The organism is Fulvitalea axinellae, from assembly GCF_036492835.1.
Classification (GTDB): Bacteria; Bacteroidota; Bacteroidia; order Cytophagales; family Cyclobacteriaceae; genus Fulvitalea; species Fulvitalea axinellae.
In genome coordinates, this window is the sequence record NZ_AP025317.1 from 165,362 (window position 1) to 187,322 (window position 21,961).

General features: G+C 42.7%; 16 protein-coding genes. 6 read left to right on the forward strand and 10 right to left on the reverse strand.

From position 1 onward, the window contains the following. Positions 1-268: 268 nt before the first annotated feature. From AABK39_RS22820 to AABK39_RS22840, 5 genes are all read right to left on the reverse strand, one after another. Complete coding sequence (locus tag AABK39_RS22820) at positions 269-1,951, reverse strand: alpha-amylase family glycosyl hydrolase (protein WP_338395319.1); 1,683 nt, start codon at positions 1,949-1,951, stop codon at positions 269-271. A gap of 177 nt (positions 1,952-2,128) precedes the next feature. Beyond that, positions 2,129-3,604 carry a peptidoglycan-binding domain-containing protein gene (locus AABK39_RS22825; protein ID WP_338395320.1) on the reverse strand — a complete coding sequence of 492 codons (1,476 nt, stop codon included), beginning with the start codon at positions 3,602-3,604 and terminating at the stop codon, positions 2,129-2,131. Positions 3,605-3,666: 62 nt separating this feature from the next. Next, positions 3,667-4,011 (reverse strand): hypothetical protein, encoded by a 345-nt coding sequence (locus AABK39_RS22830; RefSeq protein WP_338395321.1) that lies wholly within the window; start codon positions 4,009-4,011, stop codon positions 3,667-3,669. An 85-nt stretch (positions 4,012-4,096) separates the two neighbouring features. Further along, a complete protein-coding gene (locus AABK39_RS22835; RefSeq protein ID WP_338395322.1) occupies positions 4,097-4,258 on the reverse strand; it encodes a hypothetical protein in 162 nt (53 codons plus the stop codon). Positions 4,259-4,526: 268 nt separating this feature from the next. Further along, positions 4,527-5,387 (reverse strand): aldo/keto reductase, encoded by an 861-nt coding sequence (locus tag AABK39_RS22840; protein WP_338395323.1) that lies wholly within the window; start codon positions 5,385-5,387, stop codon positions 4,527-4,529. A 576-nt stretch (positions 5,388-5,963) separates the two neighbouring features. On the opposite strand from AABK39_RS22840, the gene AABK39_RS22845 reads away from it, so the two are divergent. The 4 genes from AABK39_RS22845 to AABK39_RS22860 all read left to right on the forward strand — a co-directional run bounded on the left by AABK39_RS22845 (position 5,964) and on the right by AABK39_RS22860 (position 10,792). Continuing rightward, positions 5,964-7,088 carry a sulfotransferase family protein gene (locus tag AABK39_RS22845; RefSeq protein WP_338395324.1) on the forward strand — a complete coding sequence of 375 codons (1,125 nt, stop codon included), beginning with the start codon at positions 5,964-5,966 and terminating at the stop codon, positions 7,086-7,088. Beyond that, positions 7,085-8,335 (forward strand): BamA/TamA family outer membrane protein, encoded by a 1,251-nt coding sequence (locus AABK39_RS22850; RefSeq protein ID WP_338395325.1) that lies wholly within the window; start codon positions 7,085-7,087, stop codon positions 8,333-8,335. The genes AABK39_RS22845 and AABK39_RS22850 overlap by 4 nt, the downstream gene beginning before the upstream one ends. Positions 8,336-8,368: 33 nt before the next feature. Further along, complete coding sequence (locus tag AABK39_RS22855; RefSeq protein WP_338395326.1) at positions 8,369-8,926, forward strand: YtfJ family protein; 558 nt, start codon at positions 8,369-8,371, stop codon at positions 8,924-8,926. 252 nt (positions 8,927-9,178) lie between these two features. Then, entirely contained in the window at positions 9,179-10,792 is a 1,614-nt protein-coding gene (locus AABK39_RS22860) for a beta-N-acetylhexosaminidase (protein ID WP_338395327.1), read from the forward strand. 65 nt (positions 10,793-10,857) lie between these two features. Here AABK39_RS22860 and AABK39_RS22865 read toward each other — a convergent pair whose 3' ends face one another. Both AABK39_RS22865 and AABK39_RS22870 read right to left on the reverse strand, forming a co-directional pair. After that, positions 10,858-12,078, reverse strand: a complete 1,221-nt coding sequence (locus AABK39_RS22865; RefSeq protein WP_338395328.1) for a GyrI-like domain-containing protein — start codon at positions 12,076-12,078, stop codon at positions 10,858-10,860. A gap of 105 nt (positions 12,079-12,183) precedes the next feature. Further along, positions 12,184-12,732: a hypothetical protein gene (locus AABK39_RS22870; RefSeq protein WP_338395329.1), complete on the reverse strand. Its 549-nt coding sequence runs from the start codon at positions 12,730-12,732 to the stop codon at positions 12,184-12,186. Positions 12,733-13,131: 399 nt separating this feature from the next. On the opposite strand from AABK39_RS22870, the gene AABK39_RS22875 reads away from it, so the two are divergent. Further along, a complete protein-coding gene (locus AABK39_RS22875; protein ID WP_338395330.1) occupies positions 13,132-13,530 on the forward strand; it encodes a hypothetical protein in 399 nt (132 codons plus the stop codon). 72 nt (positions 13,531-13,602) lie between these two features. On the opposite strand, the gene AABK39_RS22880 is transcribed toward AABK39_RS22875, so the two are convergent. Both AABK39_RS22880 and AABK39_RS22885 read right to left on the reverse strand, forming a co-directional pair. Continuing rightward, positions 13,603-15,066: a SusD/RagB family nutrient-binding outer membrane lipoprotein gene (locus tag AABK39_RS22880; protein WP_338395331.1), complete on the reverse strand. Its 1,464-nt coding sequence runs from the start codon at positions 15,064-15,066 to the stop codon at positions 13,603-13,605. A 14-nt stretch (positions 15,067-15,080) separates the two neighbouring features. Further along, positions 15,081-18,575, reverse strand: a complete 3,495-nt coding sequence (locus tag AABK39_RS22885; RefSeq protein ID WP_338395332.1) for a SusC/RagA family TonB-linked outer membrane protein — start codon at positions 18,573-18,575, stop codon at positions 15,081-15,083. A gap of 682 nt (positions 18,576-19,257) precedes the next feature. On the opposite strand from AABK39_RS22885, the gene AABK39_RS22890 reads away from it, so the two are divergent. Continuing rightward, a complete protein-coding gene (locus tag AABK39_RS22890) occupies positions 19,258-20,145 on the forward strand; it encodes a helix-turn-helix domain-containing protein (protein ID WP_338395333.1) in 888 nt (295 codons plus the stop codon). A gap of 74 nt (positions 20,146-20,219) precedes the next feature. Here AABK39_RS22890 and AABK39_RS22895 read toward each other — a convergent pair whose 3' ends face one another. After that, complete coding sequence (locus tag AABK39_RS22895; protein ID WP_338395334.1) at positions 20,220-21,953, reverse strand: RagB/SusD family nutrient uptake outer membrane protein; 1,734 nt, start codon at positions 21,951-21,953, stop codon at positions 20,220-20,222. Positions 21,954-21,961 lie beyond the last annotated feature (8 nt).

Here is a 21,961-nt window from a genome sequence, read left to right on the forward strand (position 1 = left end):
CTTTTCGACTTCTTTAAATGCAAAAAACCTCCCGATTATACAATCGGGAGGTTTTTCTTTGGTCTTCTTTGCCTTACTGAATATACAAAAAGCATCTCGGTCAGGAAATAACCTGTAACCGCCACCCTCTTTTCAGTGGATTTTCCGAGACAGACACGTAGGTTTTCCGAAGAAAACCAGAGTCTTGCGCCACGGTATTGACTTCCGGATTTCGACACAAAAAAAGGCGCCCAACCGAGCGCCCTTTCTCATTTGTTCAATATTCAACTCACTTTCCTTTCGAAAGCAATACGATAGTGTCTTGAGTGTCAAGGCTTACCTTGCCGTTTCTTACCGTCGCGGTTTTGCCTGAGTATGAATCCTTCACCTTTTGGCCTTCGGCGAAAACACCGTGAACAGGAATGATTTTCTTCCCTTTCTCCACGTCCAAAGCCACCAACACCTTGTTAGAGTAATCGCCTTTAGCGTACTCACGGCTGAAGATATAAGGTTGCTCCGACAGCATCTTGTGCATACCCGCTCCTACCGCAGGGTTCTCCTTACGGAAATTACCGAGCTTGCTCCAGTGTGTCATAACGTCCTGTACCTTATGTCCGCCACGTTCGGCGTTGGCCTGGATTTCCTCCCAGTTCATAAACGAGCGTAAAGTGGCGTCTCCCACAGTGCCTTCGATCACCAAGTTACGGCTCGACTCGTCTCCGTAGTAAACCTGCGAAGCGCCCGGCGTAAGCAACAGCTTGGTAGCCGATTCGATGGCTTTGCTACGGTCTTGGTCAAACGGCTGGCCATCGTCGTGCGAAGTAAGGTAGTTCATTACGCTCTTGCCCTTGAGCTCACCGTTCAGGGCATCGGAATATTTCTTGAAGATTTCTTCGTAAGACTGCTTCTGGGCGTCGTACTTGAATTCGAAGTTGATCAGACTCTTGAATCCGTTGTCGAAAAAGTCGACGACGCTGTCGCTGTAATGATAGTTGCGCATGCCGCTGATGCCGTATCCGTACACTTCGCCTACCATATAGAACTCGTTGTTGTCGAGTACGCTAGTAGGGTTGGCTTTTTTCCAATCGGCGAAGGCCACGTCAGACTCTTTCTTCAGGTCTTCCCAAAGGTCAGCCTCCGTGTGCTTGGCGGTGTCCACGCGGAACCCGTCAACGCCGTATTTGCGGATATAGTCGGTCAACCATTTGATATGGTAGTAACGCGGCGCACGCGGAAGGCCGGTGCGGGCGAAGAACTCATCAAGGCTCTTAAGCTCTTGCTCAAGTCTTCCCTCCTTTTTCCATTTTTCCAACAAAGTGGCGGGCAGTTCCACCGCTTCGGTCTTGTTAGCCGTAAAAACGTCGGGTAGGTTTTCAACCAAAGTACAGCTCACCGTAGATTCGTAATCCGAGTAACCGCAATGGGGAGTCTCACGCACCCAATCCGTAGACCATACCGGGTCAACGTCGGTTACGGGACCGGTGTGGTTGATTACCACGTCCAGCAAAACGCGGATGCCTCGGGCGTGGGCTTCTTTTACCAGCTCGTCCAAGTCAGCCTCGGTACCGAAGTTCGGGTCCAACGCTGTCCAGTCCTTGGCCCAGTAGCCGTGGTATCCGTAAGTGGCGCCAGTGCCTTCGTCCACGTTTCCGTGTACTTGCTCTACAAGCGGGGTCATCCAGATGGCGCTAACACCGAGCTTGTCGAAATATCCTTCCTTTACCTTGGTCGTAATACCTTTGATGTCGCCGCCTTCGAAGCCTCGCAAAAGGCCCGTTTTGGCCGTACGCCCGAAGTTGACGTCATTGGTTTTGTCACCGTTGTTGAAACGGTCGGTAAGCATAAAATAAACGTTGGCGTTTTCCCAAACGAAAGGCGTTTTAACTTCTTCCGCCACAGTTTCGGTCTTCTTTTGACCGCAAGAACCGAGGGCCAACAAAGCCACCGCCACCAAGCATAGATACCTGTGCATAATGATCATTTTTAGTAAAAAGGTATCCAAAAATACAAAAACGGTTGATTTCGGGAAGGTTCTCGGACCTTATGTTTTCACGCTTTTTGAAAGCTATAGGCTATTATTTTATTTTTAATTCAATTCATCCAAAAATATTCATTCTTCGAAAAGAACAAAGTGACAAAAACTTTGTCACTAAGTGGCAAGGCTCACGAAATCCCGATAAAGCGTTTTCAAGGTGCCGAAGCTTCTCAATAGGTCATAAAGCAATTTCGCCCAACCTATCACGCCCGCAACCGCCCTTTTGAAAAGCCTAAAAACAAAACCCACCATACGGCAAGCCACAGAGAAGGCTTTGCTCTGCCGCAAGACTTTCCCGCTGGCCAAAAGGACAGTTTCTGCCGTCGCCGTTTCGGGAATAAAAGTTACGGTGTCCATATCTTTTGAGAAGCCGAAAACCACGCCGTCCACCTCCATCCGACCACGGATATAAATGCCGATCGATTTGGCTACGGCGGTTATCCCTTCGCTCAAAATCCTGTACGATTTGGAAGCGTAACGGAAGAAGGCTTTAAAGATATTGTCTTGGATAAACGAGAAAAGTTGCTTGCTTTTCTTTTTAATCCATCGCCAAATCCGCTTAAATCCGTCGAGCAATCGCATGCCTTTTTCCTTAATATAAGTCCACGCCTTGCTCACAAAGTTTTTAGGTTCTCTTCTGAATTTCTTAAGTATTTCCTCGCTCAGATCATCTTGGTCCGCCTCGTACCCTTCACTATTCGCCTCGCTGACTCCTTTGAAAAAGGCCGGCGTGATTTGTTTAGACAGTTTTCTTGCTTCGGAACGCCTCTTTATACCTTCAAATTTTTGAAAGTATAGAGTTAGGGCCTTTCGAGTCTTAGAACACTTTAACAACTTTCTGTTTCCTTTGCCAAAATCATCTTTACCGTCAATATCCACATCAAAGCCTAAAAGCCATAGCTCGATTTTGGCACAATTAGTAATAAAACGTTGTGCGAGTACCCTGCTTTCTTTTTTATTGACTTCAGGCAAATCTAATAAAAAGCCACTTCCATCAGCATTTTTTCGTTTTGCAATAGTCTCTGATAAGAAATCTTGATCAAAAAGGAGACGAGCAGTACCTATATCATACCCTGCTGGAACATTTTTTTTTGGCATCAAAAAAATACGTTTAACATCATTAAAAAAATCAAAAGCCCGTTGTGACATTAGGTCTGAATCAGGATGAGGTTTGCGCCAAAGTAAGCCCAAAGTAAATAGCCTTAAATGAAAAGCCCGATGCATGGCCCGCCATACTGTAGTAAGAACAAGTCCATTCTCATCAAACCATTGTTCGTAGTCAATATCGGATTCAAAACTTACTAGCTGGTCAAGTGCTCCCCACGTTTTGTCTCCCACCCAATGGTCGCTTTCAAGCCCTGCATCAGCCTGAAATTCTTCCACGGCCTGTTTTATCTTGTCTAAACGTTTAGGAATCTGCTTATGAGGAATTTTATCTTCTAGATAGCCTAACAACCATAATCTAGACGCTATCGTATGTAACCGAATCCGTTGTCTTTCATAATTAAAAGTCTCATTTCCATCCTCTGGAACTCGATTCACTATTCCCACATTGCCCGCCTCTTTCAGTACGTCCTCAAACTGCCCCAACTGCTCTGTCTCGTCACCAGACAAAGCCGTTGGAGTGTAAACGGGCAAGCCACCCGAGAGTATCATTTAATAACATCTTTAAAAAGGTTCAACAAAGCTATTCGAGTTTCTATGCCAGACTTAACGGCATTCTTATGAACCTCTAAAACAATCGGTGGGGCCGCATCTATATCTTTATTTACGAAATTGTAGGAATCGCCGTCAAACTGCGTCAGGGATTCGGCGACAAGCGTAAGCTTGGCATTTGTTGATGTCGATTGATTCTTCACAAGATCCCTTATGTTATTGAATGGCTCTTTGCCTGTTAAAGACGAGGAATCAAGAGTACCAGTAAATGTCTGAACATGTAGGGATGTAAGGTCTTCTACGGCTTTATTAAGAGCCTCAATCGCATTTTTAATTGGCATGATTACGGATATTTTAAGTTTGATAAATAATTCCAAACAACTGAAAAAGATCGCCCCGTATGCTTCGGGAAATTAAAAAGAAAAGCTATCGGTGGTCTACATCCTCAGACTCTTCTATCTGGGCCGTGGCTTGGGTATGGAGCTTTTCTATCAGCTTATACACTTCCACAAAAGGCTTTTGGCCCAAAGCGTCGATCACTTTATTGAGTTCTTCCATCGTTAGGCTCAGGCGGATTTCTTCTTGCATAGCTTTTGGTTTTTTGTTTAGACATCAAACTGATATTGGCACTCCAAAAAACAAGCCCGACTGTTATTATCCCTTTCCTAATAGCTAACCCAACTCTGATTAAATTATCACATAAAGAAGGAAAAGACAATAGGATATCCAAAAAATATCAAACCTACATGATGTTACCCATGGAATTGAAAAATGAACGAGAAACCAAAGCGCATGAAAAAACCGATACCCGGAAGGTATCGGTCCTAAACTTTTGCGAGATACGCTTTCCGCCGGATTAGTCAATCGGCTCGCCAGCGTAATCGTCATTAAATCCCAAGTCGATATTGTCAGGATGCGGGAAAAGCTTCACGCCGTCGTTCAACAGACGGATAGCCGCCATGTCCTCGGCGTCCAAAGAGAAATCAAGAATATTGATATTCTCCTCGATTCTGGACGGAGTAACCGACTTTGGCAATACGATAATATCGCGCTCAAACAACCAACGCAAAGCCACTTGGCTAGGCGTTTTACCGTATTTCTTAGCGATTCCCAACAGCGTCTCGTCCGCTACCAACTCTTTTACTTTCCAGCTCATCATCGGAGCGTAGGCCTGAAGGTAAATATCGTGCTTGGCGCAAATGTCTTGCAAGAAATGACACTGTACCTTTACGTGGCACTCCACTTGGTTTACCACCGGCTTTACCTTGGCGGTTTCCATCAAAGCGCTCAAATGGTGAGGCTCGAAATTGGAAACGCCTATCGCCTTGATTTTCCCCTGCTCGTACAAATCTTCCATGGCCTTCCAAACAGTCTGGATACGCTTATACGAACCCGGCCAATGTATCAGGTACAAGTCCAGATAATCGGTACCCAAACGCTCAAGCGAAGCCTCGAAGGCTTCCACCGCCGCGTCGTAGGTGGAGATGTTGTTCCAAAGCTTGGTTGTCAGGAAAATGTCCTTCCTGTCCACGCCGCTTTTCCGGATGCCTTCTCCCACTTCCTTCTCGTTCCCGTAAATCGCCGCCGTGTCGATGTGCGTATAACCGTGTGTCAGCGCGTGGCTCACGGCCGTCATCACTTCGTCAGAAGTCGACTGCCAAGTACCCAGCCCGATTGCCGGGATTTCCAATCCGTTGTTAAGCTTAATGTTCTTCATTCTTAAAAATTCCTGGTCAAACTTTAAAGCCTGACTAATTTACGCCGCTAAAGCGAATTTTGCGAGGCTTGTGTATGGTCTTTCTCCCTTATAAACCGGCATTTTTCCTTAAGGGTCAAAATTATTTTCGCAGCACTTTTCTCAACAATAATTTTCACACAAAATAGCCAAAGCATTTAAAAGATTTGATTCGTACTAATCGAACAACTCATGAATACCAACAAATTAATATTATACTATTTTTACACAACTATTAGCCAGTGAATATTTCTAAACTTTCATCTCTACAAATTCAAAAATAGAAAAGTATAAATCCACCCTACAAAACATCAAAAACAAACACAAAACACTGAATTAAAGATAAATAAAAAATTAAAACACCTACTACAAACATCAATAACAGACATATTACAGAAAAATCATTTGAAGAAAAATCTATAAATTCACGCATCATTCGTTGTCCTACGGGGCCTTCATACGGAACTCAAATTCATCATTATGTTCAAATAAACACTATTAATAGGATTGATATTTACGCAAGCTTAATTACCGGCTTTCGCTAAAACAAACATAAGGATGAGCAAGAACAGTTTTGATTTGCCCGCCATAACTCCCCTTTCAGGGAGCCGATACAACACCCTTAGAAAAACCGTAACCGGAAGGAAAATCGAAGGTCCGTTCAGGAAGAGAATGCGCGCCACCAAACTTGTCAGTATGCTGACAAGCCCGATGATGGCGATTGAGGAAGTTAAAAACAGGAATAAGGTCGAGGCCTATAACTTTGAGGAGGCTCCCGTTTTTATCCTCGGTCACTGGCGTAGCGGCACCACTCACCTGCACAACCTCATGTGCCGAGACAAACAATTCGGCTACGTGACCACCTACCAAGGGGTATTCCCCAACTTTCTACTTTCGTTCCAATGGCTTTTCAAATCGACCATGGGAATGATGATGCCCAAAAAACGGGCGACCGACAACGTGGAATTGGCCGTGGATTTTCCGCAAGAAGAGGAATTTGCAATCGGCAATATGTCGCCGCACAGTTTCTATAATTTCTGGTCTTTCCCGCAAAACACCATAGAGTACTGCGACAAGTACCTGAAGTTCGACACTATATCGGACGCCGAGTTTGTGGAATGGAAAAAGACCTACCTGAAACTGGCGAAAAAAGCTATGCTGAATACGGGAGGCAAAAGATTTATTTCAAAAAATCCGCCGCACACATCACGCGTAAAGGAACTGTTGCAGATTTTCCCCAACGCCAAATTCGTTTACATCTACCGCAATCCGTTCACCGTTTTCGAATCGACGCTGAACTTCTTTATGGGCACCATCCCGAGCCTGAAGTTCCAGAAAATTTCCGAAGACGAGATGAAACGCAATATTCTTCATGTATATAAGGAAGTGATCGGGAAGTACGAAGCCGAAAAGAGCATGATTCCAGAAGGCAACCTTATAGAGCTGAGCTTTGAGGAGCTTGAGGCTGATAATATGGCAACGCTGGAAAAGGTGTATAAGCGACTCGGGCTATCCGACTTCGAGAAAGCCAAGCCCGAATTTGAGGCCTACATCGGCAAGCAGAAGAACTACAAGAAAAACGCCTACCAGTATAAGCAGGAAACGCTCGACTTGGTCAAAGAGCACTGGGGCTTCGCCTTGGACCTGTACGGCTACACGACCGACTCTAACGCACAGCTTTGAAAAAGAACAAAAACCTTATAAAGATCGCTTTCGTGTCGTTCGGGCTCTTCACCACATCGGGCGCCTTAGGACAAACGAAAAAGGAGGACGACGAGCAATACAAGGTGGAAGTCCATACCAAAGAGGAAAGGCAGGCTATGAAAAAACTGAGGAAGGAAAACCTCAGCCTGATCGAGCGTACCGTAAATTCTCCGGATTCCCTCAAAGTCAAGAGAAACATGCGCCTGTTGCCCTTGCCCGTAATTTTCTCTTCTCCTGAAGTCGGGTTGGCCTTGGGCGCAAACCTGCAAGGCTACTGGCACCATAACCGCGACTTGCGAAACCAGCAGTCCACAGCTATGGCCACAGCTATTTATACCATATACGGACAATATAGCTTTAGGTCGATGTGGGATATGTCGATGGGGCAAGATAACTGGCGACTCCGCGGACAAGCGAACTACAGCTACTTCCCACTCAACTATTACGGCATAGGCGACGAAAAAAATGATCCGGAACAGGCAAAAGAATACATATCCCAAACCTACGCCCAATTCTGGGCCGAAGGTCTTCGTCGAATTTCCGACGGATGGTTTGTCGGCGCCTCGATAGACTACGCAAACCTGTTTGACGCCTATAGCACTGACGAAGATGGCGACAGGTTAGAAGATCCAACAGAATCCATATTCTATGGGGCGCCGGGTAGCGAAGGCTATCAGGTTTTGGGCCTAGGCCCCAGATTAATTTACGATTCGCGAGACAATATCCGTTTCCCGGCAAACGGCAGTTATTTCGAGGTTTCCAGTTCATACTACTTCGGCGATATGAACTTCGCCAACGTAACACTTGACCTTAGAAAATACTGGCAACTTAAACCGGGACATTATTTCGCTGCCCAAACCTATCTGAACGGGAACTTCGGAGACGTACCTTACGACAAAATGCCCGGCTTCGGCCAAACTTTCGGCACCAGCCTTTCGGTAGGCCGTGGCTTCTACCCCGGACGTTACCGCGACAAAAACCTTTACTACACCCAAGTCGAATACCGCTACCCGATCTACGGAAGTATCCGCGGCGTGGTGTTCGGAGGAATGGGTAACGTAACGGACGAATTCACCGACCCGAATTTCTCGACAATGAAATTCAACTACGGCGCCGGCCTGCGCGTTCCTTTCGACAAAAAAGGGAAAGTGTACCTGAGGGCCGACGTAGCGGCAAGTCCAAACGAACCCGTAGGTTTCTACCTGAGGATGGGAGAAGCCTTCTAACGCGGAATACGCTTCCGCCAAAATACCGAGACAATGAGAAACGTCATTTTGATATTGATTCTTACGCTTTCGGCGCAACTGACCTTTGCGCAAGACACAACGCTTAAAGTAGGTGACAAAGTGGAGAATGTGGAAATCAGAGATTCGAAAAACAAACCGGTCGTTTTGCCTTCGTTCGGCGAGAAAAACCTGCTGATTTTCTACGCCGATCCTGACAAACCTGACAAAAACAAGTATTTCATCGACCAACTCGAAGCGCTGAAACTGCCAAAAGATATCGACTTCTTCTGTTTCGGTATTGTCAACCTAAAAGACACCGCACTCCCGAACGGACTAGTGCGTTGGGCCGTCAGAATAAAAGAGCGGGCATACAAAGAACAAAAACCGACCATTCTGACAGACCCGAAACACATTCTGAAAAAAGCTTGGAACCTCGGGGACGTCAACAATTGCATGACCATGATTTTGATCGATAAATCGGGGGAAATCTTGTACTACCAAGCCGAGGAACTGAACCGGGAACAGAGCGATCACCTTATCGGAATTATAACCGAGATAACAGGACACGAACAGCGGATAGCGAAAAAATAAAAGCCTTACCAATGGCTCGGCAATCAATGCTGGGCCATTTCCTTAGTTATATTTTTTGAAAAACACGAATCCTAAACAATCAAAAACAGATATCTGAAGCATATTATTAAATTTTTCTTAAATAAACCCATTAATACCCGCCCCTACAACACAGAAAACACCCTCATGCTTTTGATTTTATTCATATATTTGATCTATAAAATTTTTACACAAATTAAACCGGCTAATATCGGAGCCACCAAATTGACAGCGATGAGAAAACTGTTTTTCGCAATTACGCTTTGTTTCGCAGCATTTTTAATCTCTTGCGGACCAAGCCAACAAGAAATTGATTACGCAAAAACCGAAGCCAGAATAATTCCGCAACCTAACAAAATCAATTACACTGGGGGCGCTCTGGTTTTGGAAAAGAAATTCGGAATATCCGTTACTGATCCGTCGCTGAAATCTATCGCCGAGGCACTGAAAGAAGACTTGTCGAAATATGCGGGAGTCGAAGCCGAATTGGTAAAAGAGAACGCTTCCATTATTATTTCAAAATCAACAAAAGGAACTCCTGAGTCATACACGCTCGACATAAACGACAAGACGGCCACTATCACCGCGCCGGACGAGGCCGGAGCTTTTTACGCCACACGCTCTTTGTTGTTGATGTTTCCTGACAAGACAAAAACAATCCAGAAAACGGTTCTGCCTTCGGCCAAAATCGAAGACGCGCCACGCTATGGGTGGAGAGGCGTAATGCTGGACGAATCGCGTCACTTTTTCGGCAAAAAGAAAGTCATGCAGATCCTGGATATGATGGCCCTGCACAAGCTAAACAAATTCCACTGGCACTTGACCGACGAACCGGGATGGCGTTTGGAAATCGAAAAATACCCGAAACTCACGACCGAAGGCGGAAAAGGATCATACTGCCAGCCAAGTGATCCCGCGAAATTCTATACCAAGAAGGATATCCGCGAGGTTTTGGATTACGCTTCGGCGCGCTTTATCGAGGTGATTCCTGAAATTGATATGCCGGGCCATGCCACGGCGGCCAACCGCGCGTATCCGGAGTTTTCGGGAGGCGGATCGGAAAGGTATCCTGACTTTACTTTCAACCCTGGAAACCCGGCCACCTACGCTTATTTGGAAGATATTCTGAAAGAAACGGCCGATCTTTTCCCTAGCCATTATCTCCACTACGGTGGCGACGAAGTACACTTCGGCAACCACGAGTGGAAAACCGACCGCCATGTAAAAGCCCTGATGAAAAAGGAAAAACTTGCCGACATCAAGCAAGTGGAGCAGTATTTCAACCGTCGCATGGCCGACTATATCAAAAGTCTCGGACACGTAACTATGGGTTGGGACGAAATCGTAAACGCTGGCGTACAGCCGGACAACGCCGTAGTGATGTGGTGGAGACACGACAGGCCGAAGGATTTGGCTACTGCGATGCGCAAGGGTTACAAGACGATTCTCTGCCCAAGGGTTCCGTTGTATTTCGATTTCGTACAGGACTCGACACACCAAGTAGGCAGACGCTGGGGCGGTAAATTCGGCGACCTTGCGGGCGTTTACAATTATCCGCAAATGCCAGTAGAGATTAAGGGACTGGACGAAAGCCTGATTATGGGAATCCAAGGCAATGTATGGACCGAACAGATCCAAACCGAAAAACGTCTCGACTTTATGCTTTTCCCAAGAATGACGGCTCTTTCAGAAGCCGCTTGGACGCAGAAAGAGGCCAAAGATTTCGACAACTTCGGGCATAGACTTAAACTGACTTTGCCGGTATACAAAAGGGAAAAGATCGATTACTTCGATCCGTTCAAACCGGAAAGCACTCCGGAACCGGAAGGCTGTAAAAAACCGGCTTAATCAAACGATTCAGAATAAATAGAAAAAGGCCCGCTACACAGCAGGCCTTTTTCGTATCTCAAGGTTTAGTCCACAAAATACCGGATAATTGTTTTCAGTCTGGCTTCCGGCGTTTTTCTAGGGTCGCTCACATATATCTCGTGGTGCGGAGGCTTTATTGTCAAGCCACTCTGTTCCGCATAATCGACAATCTTTTTAATCGAAACGCTTTCTTCTTCATACGGTCCGATATGCATTACCTGCAGGCACTTTCCGCCATCTCTTGTTTCTGTTTTCAGTAAACATAGATTCTCCCAACCTTTCTCGTCGGACAGTTCGGATACCGCTTGTTGAATCAAGTCCTCAGAGGCGAAATCAGGCATCCGGAGCAATAATTTCCAATGCCATTCGTCCATCGGAGTTTCTTCAAAATCCTTTTCAGAATCCACCCACCAGAGCGCCTCCAATTTCGGAATAACAAAATCGGAGCCCGTTTCCTGGCATTTCCTTTTCACCGAATACGCCGAGGCTTGAATACTTCTGATCGCATTCTGAAAAAGGTCATTTTCCGGCGATGATTGTCCTTCGATTGTCAAATAAGAAACCGAAGGCAAAATCACCTCGCAAACAGTATCTCCCGCTTGGTAATAGTTTTTATCCGATTTGAAAAAATCCAATTTCTCATTCTCAAAAAGAGGCTTGAAGCGTTTAAACAACTTCATCTCCTTGACGCTGGCCTGAAAAGTTTTGAAAACCAAAGAATCACCTAAATGTCCGTGCGCAGCATCAGCGGATTCTTTCTTGTCCCACAACAAAACATCAATACAAGTTTTCGAATCCTTACCGGAACGATAACAAGCCACCGAAATCATTCCATGACTATCCGCCAAAGCTTTCTCGTAAAACCGCTCCCTAACTTCACGAAACTCCGCATCTTGAGAACCATCGACCGTGTAAACATTTAGCTCCAAAAAACCGGCCTCACCTCCAAAATCACTCTCATAGAAATCATCCAAGCCAACATTCTCAAACATTAGGATCTGATCAATGGGCTCCATAAGTTCTCCAAATACCTCATCGGATTGCACCCGTTCGTCAGCCTTACGAGCGTCTTCCGGAGATTCCCAAACGGCGTAGTCCAGAATCTCGAGTTCATTATCAATATTCTTGTACGTCTCCAGCCCTTCAAACCCTCCCGACTTACCAATTTCAGAAACAAACTTAGCGTAATTTTTCAGGTACGATTCCTTACTCTCAGCCTTTATCTGGTAATAAGCCAATTCAAATGTTTTGGTCGCTACATCCATGAGTTTTTGCTTTTGGTTTTGATAGTTGAAGTCATTCAGCCACTACCGCGACGATTACAAAAGCAAAATTATGGGCACAGGTGACAGCCCTATGTCAGCAGGGTTTTAGAAAATCAGTAGGTCGGAAATCTGGAATGATTCGGGCACCGACTCCCTATATACGGTTTTACTCTTAAGATCTCCACTTTGAAAAAAACGCTTTGCGCATGAGAGCATCTCAATGGGCAATCGAAAAAATAAAAAGTCTTCTTTTCCGAAATCAATTCTCAAATATGCCTCTTCGTCCGGTAAAGAGATTATTCCTGTTCTTAATAAAAAACGACGGATCCTCGTTTCTTTTTTTCTTCTTCCAGGATTTTCAGTCAAACGCAAGATCTCCAATGAACGTACTTCCCTTTCCCCAATCGCCAATCCCCGCAACTTCTCATTTTCATGAAAACGGACAAACATACCGCATTTAGTCCTTTCCCAACGGGCATTAACCTCAAAAGCGGGAACAAAAGCAGACATGGAAGGAGAAAAATCAATGATAACCAAATTAGACAACCCGACAATACCAAGACGCCATTTTTCGGAGACAGAAAGTAACCTACCACATAGCGGGTATGCGTCATTTGGGTAAATTCCTCGATCATCTAGTTCAAAAAATTTCATGGAATCAACGAATTGATATTATATCAAAGTTAATATTATTTGAACCGCATCAATAAATTACAACAAAAATTAAAGTCACATATATTATATTAGCATTTGTTTTTATGTTGTAAGCTACAATTAAAATTCGCGCAAACATTTCTTCACTCCATATAGTATATGGAAAAATAATTATTCCAAGATCGCAGTTACTTGTTGTTTTTTTATATTAAAAAATATAATATTTTAAATTTTATTTATACAACAACTGGTTTTAAAAGATGAAAAACCAACTATTGTAAGATATTATTTTATTTATTTGAATCTTATTACAACGAAGTTTCGATCAATTGGTCGTGACATTATTTGCTAGACCACATTTAATACGACCACATTTATTTCAGATTTTTTGGAATCATTATGGATATTTTCAATTTAAAATACAACAAAAATGAATTCTTGTACCTCGGATTTTTCAATTCGAGTACAGATGAAGAGTTTTATTCGATTCACAGAGAATTAGTGAATCTCCAGAAAACATCTAAAATCAAACACCGTCTCCTTGTGAATACTGTAGGAATAGGGGTTTTGTCATTATCACGTCAAAAAATGATAACCGACGAACTCATTCCACTTATGTCAGAACAAGCCGGGAGACAGATGCATGTAGCCTTAGTAACGGGGGATGATGTGTTTGCTAGCTTCGCAACAAAAAATATAGGCCAAAAGCTCAAGAAAACGTCAAAAGTCAAACTATTCAACAAAGAAACCGAGGCCGAATCATGGTTACTTGGACTAGAAGAAGTTCAAACGACATAATTCATTCCCTTAGGACAAAACCATTCACAATGCGGGACAATTTCGCCTTGTGAATGGTACTTTATTTATCCCCTAATCCCCGACCTTCAAATACCACATCTTTTCATTTATATCGTCGTCAAGCCAACCTTGTTGCCCAATCGCTTTTTTATAATTTTCCTCATTCGTAGCCATCTCTTCAGGAGGATATTGAAAACGCAACGGAATTGTACGCTGCACGGCCCTTTCCCCAATAGGAAAATTAGGAAAACCCGTCCTTCTATGGTCAAACCACCCTTCGGCACCAGTCAGCCACAAGGATAGCCATTTTTGAATAATTAGTTGTTCAAAACTTGCGTTGTAAGCAATTTCTGCGCTCTTAAAAAACTTTTCTTCCGCCTCGACTCCATATTGTCGCATAGACGCTCTTATTCCTTTATAATAAAGGCTTTCATCCGTATTCCCAGGCACTTTTACCCCTAGCCGTTGTACCGCCTCAGCTAAATTGAAATATACTTCACAGCAATTGATCATCATAGCCTCTACGTGTGAATGGCTTTCTTCTAAATACACATCCGAAAGAGATGATATATAGTCTTCCCCCCCATTATATTCATATGGATTAGGAATGGCGTGGGGAACGCCCACATACATGTTTTTGTCAATCCATCTTTCACTTGCTATCCACGCATTTACGGGACTTAGCCAAGCTTCCAGCCGGGGATCATCTTGACGGAGAAGCAGATCAACAAAAATCTTACTGGGCCGGTACCTGTTCATTAACCACCGCTTGTTATAAAAAATCCAAGAGTATTCATCCAACGTTCCTACGTACGGAAGCGAGGCGTTGTCATTATTATTCAATATCAAAGGATAGACATCTGGCTGGTCCATCATCGATTGAATATCCTCCCGCACCGATACTTTTCCCGACATACGTATAAGCATCCTTAAGCGTAAAGAATTCGCAAACTTACGCCAAGCCAGCGCGTTGCCATGATACAATATATCTCCGGATTCAGGCAATTCACCAGGCTTCGACAACATGTTATTGGCTAGAGTCAAATCCGCCATTATATTTTTGTAAATATCTTCTTGGCTATCATACTGAGGGTAAATAATATCCTCATCCTTGGACAGTAACGCCTCGGAATACGGTATATCCCCATAAAGGTCCGTCAGGTATGAAAAATTAAATGATTTAATAATCAATCCAATCGCATGCAGATGACTTAAGTCCTTTCGCCCCTCAGTCATATCCAGCAAATTTTGGTTGTTAGAAAGTGCCTTAAACTGATCTCTCCAACTAACTCCAGTCCAATTGAACAAGTCATCCGTCTCATTTCTGATTTTAGTAAAATAGCGGGAGGCAGAGACGGATGGGCCAATCGTAGACGCCTCCTGATAGCTGTAAGCGGTCTGAATGATCACATCGGCAAGTATATCCTCAGGCGGAACCGTTGTCGGATCATTCGGGTTGTCGTTAATTTTCTCAAAACCAGAGGTACAAGCGACAACGAGAAACAGGACGATGAATCTTGGTGATATCCCTTTCATTCTTATTTCGCTATTTACAATTCAAATGAAAGTTTAACTCCATAACTTCTAGTCGCAGGCAAAGCCCAAGCCCCAACTCCTTGACGGAAATTACCGTCAGCCGATACTTGTGTTTCAGGGTCATACCCTTGGTCATAATCTTTAAAAATAAAATCTTCGTTATCGTTATCATCGTCATAACCATACCAAGCCCATAAATCACGCCCTATAAACGATAAGCTAATATTACGAAATGGAAGCTTTTTAAACTTCCCAAAGGTATAGGTAAGCGTAGTTTCCCTAAGTTTTAAATAACTGGCCGAAAAAGTGGAAAACTCTTCAAAGTCCCAATATATGCTACCATAATAGTCTTCGGGATCAACTATCTTCTCATTTCGCCTATACGAACCATCATCGTTTTTGATGTAACCGGGTATTATCATTCCGTCATTCCGAGAATTACCGTTACTATCCACCCATGCCAAACCTCCTGTAGCCCTATCGCGCCCTTTTTCCGTAACTTTCGTTCGTCCATCCGAAAGAAGGTTTTTTGCGGTATAAGCGTAAAATTCACCTCCTATTTTCCAATCAAACAAAAAGTATAATCTTAGATTCTTAAACGTAAGCGCATTATGAATACCTACCATATAGTCAGGATTATAATTCCCTACGTTTTTCCAACGGTTATCACGAATAGGATAGCCTTCCGAAGTCAATTCATATTCTCCTTTATATGGACCTGTCTCCACTTTTTTCCAGGTTCTTCTATCATACAGATCCCCCATTACTCCGCCTTCCACTACCTCTTCATAAATTCCGGAAGTAGAATTAATCCGGAAACGGCTGATTCCAGGATGAAGCTTAACTACCTTGTTCTCATTACAGGTAAAAGCAATACCAGCCTGCCAATTCATTTTTCCAGTAAACGGTTCAGCATTTAAAGCTATTTCCCAGCCTTTATTAGTTATTTCTCCAGCATTGATTATTTTTCGATCATACCCCGAGGCTATAGTCGTTGGAATCGACACTATCTGGTTTTTACTTTTACTATGATAATAAGTTATATCCAATCCGATTTTATCCTCCCAAAAACGCAAATCAGTCCCAAATTCCCACGTTTCTTTTTTCTCGTTCCTGAGGTTTTGATTTTTTAATGTAAAATCTGTGCTTGCCCTTTTTACTCCATCCCATTCGGCTCCATATCTATAAGCATTATATAACTGATAAGGCTCAGTATCGTTACCGACGGCCGCCCATCCAACCCTTAATTTCCCGAAGGATAAAGGACCTTTTCCGATTCTTAGTAAATCTGAAAATATCAAACTCATGGATGCGGAAGGGTATAGATATGAATTGCGGTCAGGAGGTAAAGTACTTGACCAATCATTTCGGACAGATAGATCTAGATTTATCATATCTTTATACCCAATACGCCCCAACGCATATAGGCTGTTCACTCTTTTCTTGGTATTAAACCGCCGTTTTTGCAACGCTTCGGGAACAGCATTCTCCAAATTGAAAATTCCGGGCACCACTAGTCTATCAGTATAACGAAGCCTATTTTTAGAAATGCGGTCCATCCTATTGCCCCCAACCGAAGCGGAAAAATCCAAACCATTGGCAAAGCCTTTGTCATAGGTTAGCAAAAAATCTGTATTCTGCTCAGTAAACGATATTTCCTCTACAGAAAACGCCCCAGTCTCGTATTCAGATGAACTAAAGGCATTTCGCCCTTCTCTCCGTTCGTCATAATAATCCAATCCACTTCGGACCTTTAAAGTAAAGCTAGTATTTAGTTTAAAAAGAACGGAGACATACCCGTTTAAACGATGCCTTCTGAATGCATTCGTATTTTCATAAGCCAAAAAATACGGATTGTCAACGCCATCGTTAAAATGAGAAAGTTGCTGTTTTCCCTCTTCCCCCGGCACCCAATAGCCCCTTAATTCTTTTATATTTATGTTTGGGGTTGTTCTGAAAACAGTTTGAGTTACATTATCTCCCGATTTAAAACTAGTAGGACGATTATCGCTATTGCTATTTACATAGTTGAAGTTTGTCCTTATGGATATTCGGTCATTCAGTGCGTACCCCGCATTAAGGCTTATCGTGTTTTTTCCTAAATCAGTATTCGGAGCTATGCCCTTATTGTCAATTCTAGTATACGAAACCCTATAATCACCGCCATCCATGTTTCCAAACAATGCGATATGGTTCGATAAGGTTTGGCCTATCCGATAAAAATCCTTATGCCTTGAAGGGTAGGACAACCAAGGCATTGGCAACGGTTCCCCGAATTCATTTTTAGGACTATTCCATTGTATTCTTTGTGAACCATCATCTAAACGAGGCCCCCAACTTGATGTCGATACCGTTTGAAACGTACCTTCCCTGTCTCCAGCTCCAAACGTATTCTGAAAATCAGGAAAAAGGGTTGGTTTATCGAACATAGCGGTGGAACTAAAAACAATGCCTAAACCATCTTTTGCCTGCTGGCCATTTTTAGTCATTATCTGAATCACCCCGTTCCCCGCCCTTGAACCGTAAAGAGCTGTTGCGCTGGCGCCTTTCAATACGGAAAGACTTTCAATATCGTCAGGATTAATATCGATTATAGGATTCCCGAAATCGACAGAGGTGCTTGGAAACTGCGAGATATTTCGGTGATTGGACACAATCGGGATACCATCAATTACGAATAATGGCTGATTGTTTCCTGTCAAAGACGATTGTCCCCTTATAGTTACCAAAACAGAGGAACCTGGATCTGGACTGGTATTTCTTACATTTACACCCGCTACTTTGCCAGTCAAGCCATTTAATACGTGCACTACCTCATTTTCATTGATAAAGTTGCCTCCGAGTTGTGTCACTGAATATCCCAAACTTTTTTCTTGCCGGCTTATCCCCAATGCGGTAACCACTACCTCTGACAATTCTGTCACTTTAGGAGATAAGTCTACATCAATATTAGAACTATTTCCTATCAGATATTTTTTCGAGATATACCCCATCGCTGAAAACCTTAATATCGAATCACCCGGTTTAAGCGCTAAAGTAAAATTGCCGTCAATTCCAGTAATAGTTCCGTTACCGGACTCCTGTATCATGACGTATACTCCAGGAATAGTTTTACCTTTCTCATCCCGAACCTTTCCTGTAATAATCTCAGGAATTTTTTTTATTTCCCTTTTTATAACCACATGTTTGGAGCTTAGCATCACATGCCTCAGTCCCGTATTCTCCAATACTATTTCTAACGCCTCTTCTACTGTACGCGACGACTCCACAACATTCCAATTCACGGAAATCTCACTCACCAAAGCCTCGTTATAACTTATACTTACCCCGTATCTATCCGAAATGCTATCAAAGACAGACCGTAAAGGAGTATTGATTGTTTTATTGCTTTTTTGGCACATAACAGCGCTTGGAAGAGCAACTATCAAACATATGATAAGCAAGGCCACAAAACGGCTTACACCAGTAGAAAATAATTGTGCCCGAAATGACTGAATTTGAACGTACATAGAGGAAAATATAGACAGGCCCAATTAATAGCCAAAGATCTGCAGGAAACGCTCCAAAAGAACTTAAATTATACTAAACCAAGAATTACAACATAAACAAATAAGACGAAAAACAAGGCTAAACAAACAAAAATGGATTATTTAGCCACATTTTCAACCTTACTCTCGGTCGGCCAAAAGACTATAATTATAATATTCTACGATATAGAAACTAATGGGCTATTATGCAAAGAATATAATGCAATTATACATTAACATTACTCCAGTAAACTGGAAAATGTCACTTTTTAAACCAAAAATCACAAGAGAATTTTATTAATATTTGTAACGAATTCAAACCCGATTCCCCTAGCTAATTCATAAGATCGATTCTGCATAGCACGAAAGAAAAAGCCTATATTCCGATAGATTTTTTGCAAAAAATTCTGTTTATATGAAGCCAAAACGGAACTGCCGTAAGTTTGTATTCTTTTCTATTTTAGAATACTCAACAGACAACAATTTAATTTCAGAACATAAATCAACTTTAAAACCAAATTGGCTATTATAACTTCTTCAAGACACCTATAATAAACATATTTTCAGGCATTTATGATTTGACTCTATAACTACGATAAAATATCGGTGAGAAAGAATATTCCCCATCATAACATCCTTTACGCTACTTCTAACCATTTCCTACATGAAAGATTTTTTTAAATATTTGATACCAAATGAAGATGATATAGAATGGGGCCTTCATGTCAACGTGAGTGGTATTGCGGAGATTCCAAAGAATGTAGAATATCCGCCAAAAGGACACCCATCTGGGTATTTCTTCACTTGGCAAAGAGGACGGGTACTGGACGAATTTCAACTTATTTATATAACCAAAGGTACGGGCGTATTGGAAACAGAGAGAGGTTCTTTTGACTTATGCCTCGGTTCCGTTTTTCTGCTTTTCCCGGGGGTATGGCATCGGTATAGACCAAATCCGGAAACAGGCTGGGAAGAGCTTTATATCGGATTTAAAGGGGAAATGGCTGAGAAGGTTCTCGCAAAACATTTTCTTTCGCCAAATGATCCAGTTATTAATTGTGAGTTATCCGAACCGATTTTGGAACTGTTTCAAAAGGTTTTCGAATTGGTTAAATCAGAAAAACCCGGTTTCCAACAAATAGCTTCAGGATTAGTGATCAGCTTGATCGGAACACTGATCGCAATAAAAAAACAATCCGCCTTTACGGATAAACGAGCCGGAAGATTGGTTAGAAAAGCCCGCTTTTTTATTCGGCAAAACACTCATAGGGAAATCGACATGAAGGCATTTGCCGATGAAAACAACGTGTCTTATTCGTATTTCCGCCGTGTATTTAAAGGATATACAGGCTCTTCGCCACATCAATATTATCTGCATTTAAAAATGCTTCGGGCAAAGGAACTCATTCTTACAACGGATAAAAGCGTAAAAGAAATCGCCTACGAATTAGGCTTTAGCTCTTTGTTTTATTTTTCCCGTTTCTTTAAACAAAGGACGGGGCAAGTCCCCTCCGCACTTCGAAAAAACTATGTGAAAGCCCATGAATTCTAACGGAAATCACATTTCAAAGAAAAAGGCGAGCCTATGTGGACTCGCCTTTTAATCTAATACCTATTTTATGAATACTATAAAGTCGGGTCAAAATCTCCACCCCAATCCTTATTTTGTTTCAAATTCGGATTCTTATCCAAATCATCAAGGGAGATTGGGAAGAAATAATATGTATCTGGCATATACATTGTTAATTTCTGTATACCGCCCCCTTCTGTCTGAATATCCTTCTCAATAAGCCTTGAAACTTTATAAGTGAAGTCTTCCGGAAGATAGCCGTAAACCTTTGCCTTATCTACGTCCACCTCACCATTCAGCTTGGCTTCGAGCCCAAATTTCATTATGCCATTTAATGTATTTAGCCTTCTGTGTCTACGAAGATCCCAAAAGCGCTTTCCTTCGAACGTAAATTCAATATACCGCTCATGCAACAAGGCTTCACGTATTTCGTCTTTGCCCATTCCATTTTTCAAACCGTACATTCCGTCAGGGCCTTCTTCTACCCCCGCACGCTTTCTAATCTTCTTCAATATTTCTAAAGCCTCTCCCTGAAGCCCTTTTTCGTTCGCCGCTTCAGCGTAGTTCATAAGAACTTCGGCAAATCGGATTTCCAACCAATCGACTTCATTTAAACTAACCTCGGCTTGGGGAAGCGAAACTTGAATCCCTTTCTTGGAATAAAAACCTGTTCTGTAATAGCCTTGGGTTTTTCCAAAACCATCTTCCGTTGTACCTAGCTCAATATCAGTATACTGACGTCTACCTGATTTTCCACTCAATTCATATATCGCGCCATTATATACAATAGTAGAATAAAATCGGGGATCCCTGTTTTCCCAAAAACGCTGCTCATCAAAAGCATAGGTCATGGACTCTCCAGGCTGTTTTCCATCTTTCATTGGGTATGCGTTCACAAGTCTCCAAATCGGCTGATCACCCCCGGTTCCGTTTTTAGATTCAGTGATAGGGCGCACACTATGTTCCTTACGCCCATTAGTCCTGCCAGGATTTGTGAAAATAACGGGTAGAATAGCTTCTTTGTGGTTCTCAGTAAGAAAGATATCATTATAATTATCCAATAATCCATACCCTAAGGCTTCAAGGGTTTCCTTAGCGTTTTTATTGGCCGTATAAGCTTCGTCCCAATATTCATTATCATATGGATTCGACGGGTTAAACTGAGGACTGGCTTTATAAAGCAATACACGCCCTTTGAAAGCTAAAGCAATCGATTTGCTTATACGCCCATAGTTGTCTCCCTCAGATTTGTCTGGCAACGAGGCTATTGCCTCATCCAAATCACTGACGATAAAATCAAAACACTCTTTTGTACTATTTCTAGTCACATTCAAGTCATCCTTCGTCGTTTGGGGTTTCTTAATTATCGGAACACCGCCGTAGTGGACAACCATCCTAAAATAATTCCAAGCTCTTAGAAAATACGCCTGGCCTTTTACATACTTCTTTTGCGAGTCACTAAGCGTTCCTTTTTCAATTTCCTGAAACAAGAGGTTGATCTTATAGATCTCTTCATAATTCCAGGGTTTCATATGCTTGCTTGACGGTGTTATATAACTTTGATCGTAAAGCCCACCACTTTCATCAGCTAAATTTCCAGAATTAACCGGCCACGATTCAAAAGTATCTCTGTACAAATAAGCGATATACGCATCAACCAACTTGATATCATTCCATACCTCTTCAGGGTTATAGGAATTGGTATCCTTTTCATTAAGGAAATCATCGTTGCAAGCCCCTAACAGCATACTAGCTAAAGCTAATAATGGGATATATTTTCTTATTTTCATTTCGATTT

Excerpts from the sequence above, each read along its gene's own strand:
- AABK39_RS22820 (WP_338395319.1), bottom strand. The coding sequence starts at position 1,951 with ATGCACAGGTATCTATGCTTGGTGGCGGTGGCTTTGTTGGCCCTCGGT.
- AABK39_RS22830 (WP_338395321.1), bottom strand. The coding sequence starts at position 4,011 with ATGCCAATTAAAAATGCGATTGAGGCTCTTAATAAAGCCGTAGAAGAC.
- AABK39_RS22835 (WP_338395322.1), bottom strand. The coding sequence starts at position 4,258 with ATGCAAGAAGAAATCCGCCTGAGCCTAACGATGGAAGAACTCAATAAA.
- AABK39_RS22840 (WP_338395323.1), bottom strand. The coding sequence starts at position 5,387 with ATGAAGAACATTAAGCTTAACAACGGATTGGAAATCCCGGCAATCGGG.
- AABK39_RS22845 (WP_338395324.1), top strand. The coding sequence starts at position 5,964 with ATGAGCAAGAACAGTTTTGATTTGCCCGCCATAACTCCCCTTTCAGGG.
- AABK39_RS22855 (WP_338395326.1), top strand. The coding sequence starts at position 8,369 with ATGAGAAACGTCATTTTGATATTGATTCTTACGCTTTCGGCGCAACTG.
- AABK39_RS22860 (WP_338395327.1), top strand. The coding sequence starts at position 9,179 with ATGAGAAAACTGTTTTTCGCAATTACGCTTTGTTTCGCAGCATTTTTA.
- AABK39_RS22865 (WP_338395328.1), bottom strand. The coding sequence starts at position 12,078 with ATGGATGTAGCGACCAAAACATTTGAATTGGCTTATTACCAGATAAAG.
- AABK39_RS22870 (WP_338395329.1), bottom strand. The coding sequence starts at position 12,732 with ATGAAATTTTTTGAACTAGATGATCGAGGAATTTACCCAAATGACGCA.
- AABK39_RS22875 (WP_338395330.1), top strand. The coding sequence starts at position 13,132 with ATGGATATTTTCAATTTAAAATACAACAAAAATGAATTCTTGTACCTC.
- AABK39_RS22880 (WP_338395331.1), bottom strand. The coding sequence starts at position 15,066 with ATGAAAGGGATATCACCAAGATTCATCGTCCTGTTTCTCGTTGTCGCT.
- AABK39_RS22885 (WP_338395332.1), bottom strand. The coding sequence starts at position 18,575 with ATGTACGTTCAAATTCAGTCATTTCGGGCACAATTATTTTCTACTGGT.
- AABK39_RS22890 (WP_338395333.1), top strand. The coding sequence starts at position 19,258 with ATGAAAGATTTTTTTAAATATTTGATACCAAATGAAGATGATATAGAA.
- AABK39_RS22895 (WP_338395334.1), bottom strand. The coding sequence starts at position 21,953 with ATGAAAATAAGAAAATATATCCCATTATTAGCTTTAGCTAGTATGCTG.